The following is a 12,556-nucleotide window of genomic DNA, read 5'->3' as shown; positions in this document are numbered from 1 at the left end:
GGAGAGACATCCTCCATATACCTTAAGATCCTTGCCGTAGATCTCTTACACTATAATCTTACTTTTCGAAATGTGCCCATTTGTATTGAGCATCACCAAGACCAGATACGACGACACCTTTTAGTTTTGGATCTTGTACCCAAAGCTGAGTATAGAAGTAGATTGGTGCTACAGGCATATCGTTGATGAGAATTTCTTCTGCTTTTTTCAGCATTTCTTCACGCTTCGTTTTATCTGTTTCTTTCGCAGAATCATTTAATAATTGTTTGTACTCTTTGCTTTCCCAGCCAGTGTCGTTGTTTCCACCGTCTTTATCTTTGTAAAGCTCAAGGAAGTTCACTGGGTCGTTGAAGTCACCTAACCAGCCCATACGTCCAATTTGGTAATCTCCACTGTGAAGTTTATCGATATAAACATTCCACTCAGAGTTATCAAGTTCAACTTTCACGCCTAAATCTTTTTTCCACATTTCCTGAATTGCTTGTGCAATCTTTTGGTGGGCTTCATCCGTGTTGTAAGACAATTTCAATGTTGGAAGATCAGAAACTGACTTATAACCTAATTCTTTCACACCTTTTTTAAGAAATTCTTTAGCAGTTGCTACATCGTGGTCTTTGAAATAGCCAGTTTTGTTATCAGTGAATCCTTCCATTGTTGGAGGAACGATTGCCATTGCTGGTACTTGTTCACCTTGCGTAATCTTGTCAACGATCGCTTGACGGTTGATTGAGTATGCAAGGGCCTTACGGATGTTTGCATTGTTTAAAGGTTTTACTTCAGTGTTGAATTTATAGTTATAAACACCTGCAATCGTTTGGATCTTAAGATTGCCCTCATTTTTCAATGATTTTAGAGACTCAGTTGGAAGGTTTCCAGTAGGAGAACCAGCCCAGTCAAGCTCGCCTTTTTTGAACATGCTTAGCTCAGTGTTTGTATCTTTGATCATAGACATGTTAATCTTTTTCAGTTTTACAGTATCTTTATCCCAGTATTCATTGTTCTTTTCAAGCGTGATAGAACCGCCATGTTTCCATTTAGAAAGAACGAATGGTCCGTTAGATACGTAGTTTTCACCAGCATTTGTGTACCAGTTTTTATTCTTTTCAGCCACTTTTTTGTTGACTGGCATATACGTATAGAATGCAGTTAGTTCAGTAAAGAACGGTGTTGGGTTCTCTAGCTCAACTACAAGCGTTTTGTCGTCTTTTGCTTTAATGCCAACATCAGCAACTTTCGCTTTCCCTTTGTTAGCTGCTTCAGCACCTTTAATATAGTAAAGCTGGTAAGCATATTGAGATTCATTTTTAGGATCTAATGCCCATTTCCAAGCATATTCGAAATCTTTTGCTGTGACAGGGTCACCATTAGACCATTTTGCATCACGAAGTGTGAATGTGTATGTTTTACCATCAGCACTTGTTTTGATATCAGAAGCCATCGCATTTTCTGGCTTACCTTCAGCGTTAATTCTTGTTAATCCCTCAAAAGTCTGACGGATGACACTTCCTGAAGTTGAATCATTTGCCAATCCCGGATGTAGAGAAAAAGGCTCAGTGGAGATATTCACATTTAATGTTGTTTTAGCCTCTCCAGAACTGCTCGTGCTGTCGCCTGATTTGTTTCCGCTGAAACCACAAGCGCTTAATACAAGTGTGAAAATAAGCATTAAAGTAACAACAGACCAACGCTTTTTCAACTGTATTCCCCCTTATAATATGTTTTAGTTCAAAGGTCTCGTTAGAAGATGAGATTCAGATTTAAGAAATAGCGTAAAAAAGTCCTTAAATAACTTACTTTCTATTTCTTTTGTTTTTTCTGAATTTTCACTATGTAAAGAGCCTAGCACAAACGTGTGAACAAATTCATTATAATGAATAGAATAATTTATTGCAATATCAATTTCACATATTTTTAAAAAACGTAAATGGGGATAAAGAGGGATTTTTATAAACTAAAGTCTCAATCACTTCAACAAATTAAAGCGTAAATTGATTAAAATAATTTAACAAATTCAGCAAGAATAATGTTTTATACATATAATTAATCATCCTTTTTAAAAAATTCTGACAGATAGTCGTTATTTTATCTAAAATTTTAAGTGTCAAACGACATGATGAGAAGGTCACACAAGGGCTTCGTGACTTTTTCATGGTCATCCTTTATAATAGATAGACATACTGTTGCGATGAAAAAGAAGAGTACATATATTCACCATTTACAGAGAGTCTGCGGACGGCGTGAGTAGATAATGGCATGTATGGAATGGGCTTTGGAGCAGCTAACCGAACACTTCTGAAAAGTGAGTAGGCTTAGACGGAGCAGTCTCCGATATCAACGTCTTGAGTGATTTCTGATTGAAATAACAAGGGTGGTACCGCGGAGCATGTGTCACGGAACCACAAAACATTTCAATTAAAGAAGATAATCTAGAATTCATTATTATAGAATTTACAATGAGAAGCGGGTGATTAGAACCTGCTTTTTTTATATAATTATCCTGTGAAACGTCTACTGGTTATACCACTGCAATATTTATCAATAATTTTAACAAATGAAGATGTGGTCTTTTTTTATTCTTGATATACTCCTTATGAAGTTAGAAAAATGTAATTATAAGGAGGAGATGATATGAAAAAACACAAAACAGTTGCTTATTTTGCAACCGAAGAGCATCAGCCTGCAATTATCTTTCTTTTATGATGGGATCATTGACTATTGTGAATGGGAAAAGCAACAAACAGACGGTTATGAAGAAATTGAACTAGTAGCAATCTTTCATGATTTAAACAAGAAGGATGATTGTGATGATTTACCGGCATGGGAACAATTTATTACTTTTCTTGTTGTAAATAAGGACGTAACTAGAGTGCTGTTACCTGTAACTAGGTGGGGCGGTATAAAATTTGATGGGGCTGATTGTCTTAAAGATTTGAGTGAATTTATAGATATACCTCCTATTAGAGATTGGTTTATTCATGATCCAATTGAGGACCATGATAATTTCTATGAAGATGATGCTTATGAAAACGAAGAACTAAACGAAGAACCATCCGATACTACTTCATTAAATGGAACCAATTGATATAGATGACAATGATTTACCTTTCTGACCAGCGTTCATAATAGGTGAGAAAACAATAATTAGTTTTCAGGAGGCGCAATTAGTACACTAGTTGAGACCTCCTTTTTTGTTAAATAAATTAGATGCCATTGAAGATATCTCAGTCATTTCCCCTCCAAACATTGTAAATGAAGCTCCAAAAGCACTTACAAGAAATGAGGTAAACAAAATTATCAGGGAACTTGACAGATTAGGTAATGAAAGGAACTTTGCAATCGGACAAATTTTGATAAACACTGGAATTAGACTTAATGAACTAGTCAATCTTGATCGAACTGATTTTCATATCAGTGAGAGAAAAGGAACATTAAAAGTCAGATTCGGTAAAGGAAACAAAGAAAGACAACTTCCTCTATCATCGGAAACTCGTAGAGCAATTACAAAATATATAGAAACTAGAGATGATTTAATTGATGCAATGTTTCTATCCAATAGAGGTAAAAGAGTATCAGAGAGGACAGTTCAACATATCTTTGAAAAATATGGAATAAATATCCATTCATTACGTCATACCTTTATTACAAAACTTGTTCGCAATGGGGAGGATTTCAGTCTAGTGCAATCACTGTCTGGTCATGCAACAGCAGATATGGTAATGAGATATTCTGCTCCAAGTGACGAGGATAAAGAAGAAGCAGTATCAAGAATGTGGTTATCAGATTAGAAAATCATTTGTGCTTGGCATTTATTTTTTGTTTTGCTGGGTTTCTGTCGCTTATTTTGGGGTTGGCAGGATAATGTGTAGCCTAAACAACTAACAATCCCGAGTAGTTATAGACTTTAGTTGTTTCTTGCCAAAATATTGAACAAATAGCTTATGGTGCGTCAAAGCTGTTCGATACGTCTTGAACCTTTTGCTTGTAAGCTCAAAGGTGCAAATTTTTTAGCATTCCGTATGATGTTCCGTGACTTATGTTCTGGAAATCCTAACGCCATCAATTCTTTATAAGTAACAGTTCTCATTCTACCTCCTGTACATGATATGTTTCATAAAGATGACCTTAGTGGGTAGGACTGGTTAAGTCCTGCCTGGGGATTCCACCCGCTGTTCTTTCTCGCTGGCAGCCTAAACGGTTAGAAGTATCATTTTCCTCACTTGCATCATGGCAGTTAGGTGACCAACCTATTTTCTAGCTGATATTTCTCGCTCTTATCCTGGCGTATCTGGCTAAATTGCTCCACAAATGATTAAAGTCCCACCTTGGTCTATTCAGTTGTCAATGAACAGGTCAGGAGGGACTATTTTTTAATGGATTATTCGTTTGAGTAATCAGTTAAGCCCAACAAATAATCAGTACTAACGTTGTAAAGATTGGAAAGTTTGATTAAAATATCCGCAGATAACATCTCGTTCAATTTTTTGCATAAGCCGAATGAGTGAGCAATAGATGTTCAGCGATGTCTTTTTGAGTAAAGTCATTATCTTCCCTCAAATCGTTCAAACGTCGGTACATCTAGCATTCTCCTATATCCAATATAGGGGATTTTTAGAAGAAGTCGGTCAACTTTTTCCAAACTCTATTCAGAATAGGCGAAAAATAATTTCCTCAAAATGAAAATAAACAAGCCATTAAACTCACAAAAAATTTGGCAAAATTGGTCGTAGCTTCCCTTAGGTTGCCTGAAAAAAATAAAAATACCGTCTGAAAAACAACTTCAAACACCATTTCTTTTTATCCCTACTTTCTCACTCCATATTGCTTCGGCACACCCAAGTGCTCACGCAAAGTATTTCCCTCATAATCAAGATGATATAAGCCTCGTTTTTGCAACACGGGCACAACTTTTTCCACAAAATCTTTTACACCTTTTTGACTTTCTGGCACAATGGAAAAACCGTCCGTTGCCCCTGCTTTAAACCATTCTTCAATGAAATCCGCCACATCGTCAGGCGTGCCAACCACTACAGGGTGATAGTTGATGACTCCGTTTGCCAATACATCTCTTGGACTTAGCCCTTGTTTGATTAGCTCTACTGCTCTTAGTGAGCGTGGGTCGCTTGGATTCGGCGTGGCTTGATATTGTAAAGATTTTGGTAGGGGTTCATTCAAATTCAATTCATGCAAATTTACGCCAATCATCGCTGATAAGTAGCGAATTTGTCCGTCAAATGCATCTTTTCTCATAAAATCCAGTAACTGATGACGGCGAGCAAGTGCTTCTTCATAAGAATCGCCCACCGTAACCATAAAACCAGAAAACATATTGATTTCATCAGGGTTTCTACCGTATTTTATCGCACTTTGTTTTAACAAATTACGGTAATGACGAGCTTCTTCAATCGTAAAAGGGTTAGCATAAACACCGCTGGCAAATTTACCTGCCATTTCCACCCCTTCAAAACTTGGACCTGCCTGAAAAATAGGCGGTTGCCCTTGCGGACTTGGTGGAATGGGAAGTGGGCCTTGGGTCTGGTAGTATTGACCATTGAAATTGGCAGGGGTTAATTGATCCATTTTGATAAATTCGCCAGTTTGTTGGTCTGTAATGTAGGCATTTTCGCCAAAACTTCCCCAAAGAGACTGTACTGCTTCTACCATTTCATCTGCCATTTCATAACGAGTGGTAGTGTCAGGCAGAGGACTAGTTCCAAAATTATAAGCAACCTCACGAGTTCCTGTTGTTACCGCATTCCAACCGACACGCCCACCACTTATGAGGTCCAGGGTTTTAAGTTGGCGAGCCAAATTATACGGTAAGTTGTAAGTGGTAGAATAGGTTGCTACCAAACCGATTTTCTGGGTATGCGTGGCAACAGCAGCTAGCATCGTCATCGGTTCCATTACAAACATCGGTGATTTTCGAGCCATATCACCATTTACCCCAGCTCCCACCATCCCAGGTGTATCCGCAATAAACAACGTGTGAATTTTACCCTGTTCAGCAAGTTTGGCAAGCTCAATATAGGCATTGATGTCGGTGTAAGCCTTTGGATTACTATCATTAAATCGCCAAGAATAACCCTCACCACCATAGCCTGTTACAAACATGATGGCCAGCTTGATTTGCTTGTTTGAATTATCTAAATATTCGTACATCATTTTCCTCCTTTATTATTTTTTCACTCTCTGATTGATCCATCTCACAATATCATCAACTACTACATCTCCGTTTGGTTCAAACATCAAATAATGTCCAATTCCGCTATAAAGTCTCAAACTTTTATCTTTTGAAGCCGTTTCTTGATAAAAATCAATAGCATCTTTAGGCACAACATACACATCATCACTACCGCTTACCAGTAAAACAGGTGCGATAAATTTATCAGCATTAGCTTTGAGGTATTGCACGCCTTCTTTAATCCCATTGAAAAAGGACACAGAAAAGGTTTCTAACATCAATGGGTCGTACCAATCACTGTCGCTTTCTTCTTCTACCATTGGCAAATTCAACATTTTATGGATGGTCTCCACGCCATTAACAAAGCTGTCAGCAGGTTCTGGGCGTGGTAAGTCATCAAGATTTAATTGATTGAAACGCACCCCAGCCCCAGCCAAAATCACACCATCAGCAGCTTGCGGATATTTTGTGGTGTAAAGTGCGGTGATGTTTCCACCCATACTATGTCCCATCACAAAAATCGGAAGATTGGGATTTTCGGTTTTGGCTTTTTCTACCACAAGACGTAAATCTTCTACCATTTCAAAATAACTGTTGAGATGGATTTTATCCCTACCATCTGACTTACCGTGTCCCCGTGCATCAAAACGATAGACGGTAATATCATGATTATTCATCGTTTTGGCAAAATCGGCAAAGCCGTGCGAATGCACTGCCAAACCATGCGAAATAATCAGTACCGCTTTGGGTGGATTTTGTGGATAATCTTTGGTTAGATAAAGGTTTAAACTATCATATCCTGCAACCAGTTCTGTAGTATTTCTTTCTATTGTCTGTTTGTTCATTTTAATCATCCTTTCTTATCTTAAAGCATCTACCAGAATATATTTTCACCCAATGCCACTCATTAAACGATCGATAATGATTTCAACCGAATCAATTTGATGGATTATTGAAATGCCAAGCCCCAATGAGGCGAAACCTTTTGATAAATCACCGTATAGCATGCCATTTCTCATCCCCGATGCTGGATTCGATGCTTTGTAAATCTCTTCATTTGTGGCTAAATTGCGATCCATTTCTGCCAATTTATTTGGGAGTTCCCCTGGTAGAGAACGGTAATAGGCAGGTTGCGTGCGATAAAGCAACATATCATTAGCATCTGATTTAATTAAAGCATCTTTAATATTATCAGCCATACGAGACTCTTTTGAGGCAAGAAAGGCAGTCCCGATAAACACCCCTTCTGCTCCTAGAGCCATTGCAGCTTTGGCAGTGCGTTCATCTGTAATTCCGCCAGCGGCTAATACTGGCACACGACCTTTTGCAGCATCTACTACCAAGGGCACAATAGAAAAGGTGCCAATAACGTTTGCTGGAACTTGTCCCCCTTCATCAAAACCTGTGGCAACCAGAATATCCACACCACCTTTGATAGCTTCCTCTGTCACTTCAACAGTTGGTGCCCCTCGATAAATGACTTTGATATTGTTGGCCTTAAATTTTTGAGTCCATTCCTTTGAAAATGCCCCTACCATCACAGCCACTTCGACCCCCTCTTCTACCATCATGTCTAGCATGGGTTTTGTATAGAGGTCAAAACCTGCCACCGTAGGAATGATATTGATACCAATAGGATTTGAGGTGATACTTCTAGCAATACGAACCTCACAGCGCATATTCTCCACCGTTTCTTCAACGGTCTTGGCAGGTTCTGATTGTCCAGCATTGATGCCAAGCACACCCAGTCCTCCAGCCTTACTAATAGCTCCTACAAACCTACCGTCTGTTAGCCAACTCATTGGTCCTTGAATAATAGGTTTTTCAATCCCTAAAATGTCTGTTACACGATTTTTCATTGCGTTTCCTCACTTTCTACTAACGTTGCTTTTGCAACCTGCATTATCGGTGAGCTACTTCATTGACGCTCCCTATTACAAATCGGTCTCTATTAGCATTTCGAGCTGCTTTTTCCTCTGGTGTATAGATATGGGTTTTGGCTTCTCCCAACGTTGGTAATGATAAATTAGATGAACCAGTACTCATTCTTGCCCAGGATAACTCTGCGGGACCTGCCAAATATTTTGCCTCTTCCTCTGTTTCTCTTACAATAACACCAATAGCTAATATACTTTTTGGCTCCTTCATATACACCGATGGTCTAAAGTCTTTTCGATATGACCGAAGGATTGAAATTGCTAAATGAGGTGCTAAATGGGCTGCAAATGCTAAACCAATTCCTTTTTCTACGGCAAACTGTAAACCGCCTTCACTAGATCCCAACATATATATCAGGCACTTTTTACTCTGATATACTATTCATCGGGCTCCGAACTCTTTCATCTAATTCCGGTCCATATTAATGAACCCAACGCGTAATCGTTGTGTGAGCCATTGATAAGCCACGTTCTTCCATCATCTCCACTACATTACGAAAGCTTAAGTTGTACCGCAAATACCATCTCACTGTTAGCAAAACAATGTAGGCCTGATAATGTTTTCATTTGAATAAATTTTGGTTTTCCATACCGATCACACACCTTTTGTAGAGTAGTAGTATCTGTATGTCAAGATTTAGAGATTACGCGATGGTCTTGAAGTTTTTGCACCAGAACCATAAAGTTCTTTTTTCAACACTTAATAAAACTCCATTTTAATCACTAGAAGAATAACTATTTATATAAGAACTTTTTTTCTTATAGTTATCGGGTACATTACATGTAGTAAAATACCCGAAAAGATAAAAATACATCAGTGCGCTGAATACCTCTCCTCGTGGTTGACTACCCGGCGAATGAAAAATCCCAGGATCAAGCCAAGCAATGCTATTATCAGCATGAACCAGAACACACTTTGTGTACCTGCCGTCGTAGCGCTTGCTATTTCGGTCAGCTTAGTCGGATCAGAGGAGCCGTGCAAGTATTTTTCCTTACCATTCGTAAGAATACTGATTGCTACCGCTATTCCAATTGCGCCTGCAACCTGCTGAAGTGAGTTTAAGACTGCTGTGCCGTGCGGGTATAATTCTGGCGGCAATTGATTTAGTCCGTTCGTTTGAGCAGGCATCCAAATCATGCATATCCCCACCATAAGCGCAGTATGCAAAGCTACTATAAAGACCACTGAAGAAGCAGGGGATAGGGTGGTAAAAAACCATAGCACGACAGCAACGAGAATGAGGCCAGGAATAACAAGCCATTTCGGTCCAAATTTATCGAATAAACGCCCCACTAATGGTCCTAAGATACCGTTCAACGCGCTGCCCGGCAAAAGCATGAGGCCAGCGATGAAAACAGAAAGCCCTGCACCAGTCTGCAAAAACATCGGCAAAATGATCATGCTCGACATAACAAAGATCATACATGACAGTACTAGAAGCAGCCCGGTGACGTACATCGGATACTTGAAAACGTTCAAATTCATCATTGGATCGTGCATAAGGTTCTGTCGCAGTATGAACAATACCAACGCAACAAGCCCAACTATGATGGATGTGACTACGACCATGCTGCTCCAACCTTCAGCTCCTTCGCCTGCCTTACTGAAACCAAAGACAACTCCTCCAAAGCCGATAGTTGACAATGCGACAGACAACAGATCTATCCGGGCCTTCGTGACATCGGTGACATTTTCCAAGTACTTCAACCCTATCAACAACCCAATAATCAGGAACGGAAGTGATAACCAGAAGATGTAATGCCACGTTAAATATTCAATTAATAGACCGCTTATGGTCGGTCCGATCGCTGGTGCAAACATGATAACAAGTCCGACAAATCCCATTGCCACACCCCGCTTTTGAGGCGGATATATCACAAGTACTGTATTGAATAAGAGTGGAAGCAACAAGGCCATGCCTGCTGCCTGTAATACTCGGGCGAACATTAACATTTCAAAGTTAAGTGCGAGCGCCCCAATTAATGTACCAACGATAAAGCTGATGAGTGAACCCATGAACATCTGCCTTGTCGTAAACATCTGCAGTAGCAAACCGCTTATTGGCATTATAATGCCTAGAGTTAACAGGTACCCAGTTGTTAACCACTGTGCAGTTGCGGCCGAAATTTGGAATTCTTCCATTAAATTAGTGATTGCGATATTTAGGGCAGTTTCGCTGAACATGCCGACGAAACCGCAGATAAGCAGCGATGCCATTATGGCACGCGTATTGTATTGATTATTCATTTTTTTATCTCCTTGTAAATTAATCTAATTAATAATAGTTTATTTTTTAGCCAATCCTTGTTTGTTTAAATACTCGAGCATGAAGGACAGCTTACTTCTTTCAAGATGATCCTCAATATGATCTGTCCAACCCTTGACTTTCTTCACCGAGAAAGGCGCTCTAACAGGACGATTTTGGTAATATTCACGCATTTGTTTATCATAGATTGCTAATTTTTCCTCATCAAGTGGCTGGTACTGATTATCAGACATCACCATCGATTGAGGTAAACGTGGTTTTAGACCAGGTTTCTTTCCAGCTGGATGGCCTATACATAGACCAACTAAAGGAATCACATATTTTGGTAACTTTAATACCTTACTTAATTCAGTAATATTCACTCTTACTCCACCGATATAGACGCCACCGAGTCCCATTGATTCTGCAGCAGTCAAAGCATTTTGAGCCATCAGCCCAGCGTCGAATGTACCTATTAAAAGGTATTCAATATAATTAAGGTCTACCTTTGGTGCAATTTCATGATTTCTGTTAAAGTCTGCACAAAAAATCCAAAACTCTGCTGCTTCTTCAATATAAGGTTGATCTCCAGAAAGTTGCATTACTTTTTTTCGTAACTCTGGATCTGTAATTCTAATGATAGAAACCACTTGTAGTAGACTGAATGATGAAGTTTGATTAGCTGCCTTAAAGATCGCATTTCGTTGTGCCTCTGTAAGTGGCTGATTTGTAAAAGAACGAATGGATGTATGGTTTTGAAGCAAATCAAGGGTATTATTCATTTTAATCCTCTCCTCTATTAGTTATTGTTATCTTTCAGCCTTCCGTATTGATAAGGTACTCCAATATTCTCGCTCAATGTTTTTCCTTCATATTCTCTGTGGAACAACCGAGAAGCCGTCACATGCACCGGCCAAGAACCATTCTTCCAAGAAATCAGCATCTTGTACGGGGGGGTACCTGCAACTATTTAGTGCTAACATAGAATCCATAGGGAACAAAGGAATCTGAGATCCTAAGTCGACGGTTAATACTGGAGTATCGGCGATAAAGATCATTTGAAATTTTCCTTTTCAGCTAATTTAGTCCGCTCCACATAACTATCCGTATTTGTGTAGGTTGCTGGGGCGGTCCCATGTATCCTACAAGCGCTGAATTCAGCTCCGTATCCAGGAACCACTTGTAGTGCTAATTGCATCACTTTTCTATTCCCCATGTATCTCTTCTCCTTTATTTCTCCAAGTAACTAAAAGAACCTGAGTTAAATCATTTTAAACAAATGGGGGAAATAAAATATTTAGCTTACTAAATAATCGTTGGAGGTTAATCTTCTGACAGTTCTTCTTTTTATTTCTAGTATCTCGAATACTACTAGTATCCTTAGGGTTTATCCTTAGGGTCTAAATAAATATTAGTTGTAAAGAAGGGTTCAATGCGCCTTTAGAAATCCATTTGATAAACGATATTATAACTATTTAATATATTTAGGTTGAAATTAGTTATTTAGCATACTAAATATTTGAACAGAGAATACTTAGAGCAAGTTTCTCTCCATGCGCTTCATAAGATCCCTCAATAATAAACGTTCTTCCGGTAAGATTGAATGGAGTAGTTTTTCTCGCTGTTGTTTCCATATGAACTCAACCGGTTCCTCTAATTCTTTGCCTTCGTGTGTTAGATAAATTCGCATCACCCTTGCATCTTGTTTGTCACGTTGACGGTAAATAAAACCGTTTTGCTCCAATGATTTAACCATATTTGTGACCGTAGGCGGTTCACATTTTAAATGTTCACATAGTTGCATTTGTGTTACCCCATCACCTGACCACAGACGAAAGAGTAAATTATCTTGGCCTACATAAAGATTAAGTTCTCTTAGACTTTCACTATAATCTCGTCGCATTTTAAATGAAATTTTATCTAGCGACTGACGAATATCGCAATCAACCTTATCATTCATAAATATTCCTCCACCACTAAAATGTATTTAGCAAACTAACTATATCACGGTTTAAATCTAGTTGTCAATTTATTAAACATACCTCCTTACAATCGTTAAATTTAGATTACAGGGTTTTTTGATTGCTGCACAGTATGTGTCTACTACGTAATACAACAGTTACTTCATAATCTTTCCTATTTACGGTAAAAAACGGATCTCCTGCCGAATAAGTTCAAGAGTTTCACCCATA

Annotated in this window: 11 protein-coding genes, 1 pseudogene and 1 other annotated feature; of the genes and pseudogenes, 2 read left to right on the top strand and 10 right to left on the bottom strand. The window is 38.7% G+C overall.

The annotated features are described in order from the left end of the window. Nucleotides 1-58: 58 nt before the first annotated feature. Nucleotides 59-1,696: a peptide ABC transporter substrate-binding protein gene (locus ACSLGF_RS14045; protein ID WP_456006451.1), complete on the bottom strand. Its 1,638-nt coding sequence runs from the start codon at nt 1,694-1,696 to the stop codon at nt 59-61. Between the two features lie 480 nt (nt 1,697-2,176). Further along, nucleotides 2,177-2,396 (top strand) — a binding site (T-box leader). Between the two features lie 260 nt (nt 2,397-2,656). Here ACSLGF_RS14045 and ACSLGF_RS14040 point away from each other — a divergent pair. Both ACSLGF_RS14040 and ACSLGF_RS14035 read left to right on the top strand, forming a co-directional pair. After that, complete coding sequence (locus ACSLGF_RS14040) at nt 2,657-3,082, top strand: hypothetical protein (protein ID WP_456006448.1); 426 nt, start codon at nt 2,657-2,659, stop codon at nt 3,080-3,082. Between the two features lie 106 nt (nt 3,083-3,188). Next, nucleotides 3,189-3,785, top strand: coding sequence for a tyrosine-type recombinase/integrase (locus tag ACSLGF_RS14035; RefSeq protein WP_456006445.1), 597 nt, complete (start codon nt 3,189-3,191; stop codon nt 3,783-3,785). Between the two features lie 161 nt (nt 3,786-3,946). Here the strand turns inward: ACSLGF_RS14035 and ACSLGF_RS14030 are convergent, their stop codons facing one another. The 9 genes and pseudogenes from ACSLGF_RS14030 to ACSLGF_RS13990 form a co-directional block, all read right to left on the bottom strand. Next, the gene (locus ACSLGF_RS14030; RefSeq protein WP_456006443.1) at nt 3,947-4,084 is read right to left on the bottom strand and encodes a DUF3173 family protein; all 138 of its coding nucleotides are present in this window, start codon (nt 4,082-4,084) and stop codon (nt 3,947-3,949) included. 716 nt (nt 4,085-4,800) lie between these two features. Beyond that, entirely contained in the window at nt 4,801-6,159 is a 1,359-nt protein-coding gene (locus ACSLGF_RS14025) for an NtaA/DmoA family FMN-dependent monooxygenase (RefSeq protein ID WP_456006440.1), read from the bottom strand. Between the two features lie 15 nt (nt 6,160-6,174). Beyond that, nucleotides 6,175-7,026: an alpha/beta hydrolase gene (locus tag ACSLGF_RS14020; RefSeq protein WP_456006437.1), complete on the bottom strand. Its 852-nt coding sequence runs from the start codon at nt 7,024-7,026 to the stop codon at nt 6,175-6,177. Nucleotides 7,027-7,071: 45 nt separating this feature from the next. After that, nucleotides 7,072-8,040, bottom strand: coding sequence for an NAD(P)H-dependent flavin oxidoreductase (locus tag ACSLGF_RS14015; protein WP_456006434.1), 969 nt, complete (start codon nt 8,038-8,040; stop codon nt 7,072-7,074). Between the two features lie 43 nt (nt 8,041-8,083). Next, complete coding sequence (locus tag ACSLGF_RS14010; RefSeq protein WP_456006431.1) at nt 8,084-8,467, bottom strand: hypothetical protein; 384 nt, start codon at nt 8,465-8,467, stop codon at nt 8,084-8,086. A 76-nt stretch (nt 8,468-8,543) separates the two neighbouring features. Then, a pseudogene (locus ACSLGF_RS14005) lies at nt 8,544-8,663 on the bottom strand (IS6 family transposase); the annotation flags it as partial. A gap of 269 nt (nt 8,664-8,932) precedes the next feature. Next, a complete protein-coding gene (locus ACSLGF_RS14000) occupies nt 8,933-10,390 on the bottom strand; it encodes a DHA2 family efflux MFS transporter permease subunit (protein WP_456006525.1) in 1,458 nt (485 codons plus the stop codon). A gap of 15 nt (nt 10,391-10,405) precedes the next feature. Beyond that, the gene (nfsA, locus tag ACSLGF_RS13995) at nt 10,406-11,146 is read right to left on the bottom strand and encodes an oxygen-insensitive NADPH nitroreductase (RefSeq protein ID WP_456006428.1); all 741 of its coding nucleotides are present in this window, start codon (nt 11,144-11,146) and stop codon (nt 10,406-10,408) included. 752 nt (nt 11,147-11,898) lie between these two features. Continuing rightward, complete coding sequence (locus ACSLGF_RS13990; protein ID WP_153789952.1) at nt 11,899-12,324, bottom strand: MarR family winged helix-turn-helix transcriptional regulator; 426 nt, start codon at nt 12,322-12,324, stop codon at nt 11,899-11,901. Nucleotides 12,325-12,556 lie beyond the last annotated feature (232 nt).

The organism is Bacillus sp. A015 (assembly GCF_053851875.1).
This window is presented reverse-complemented; position numbering and strand designations above follow the sequence as displayed.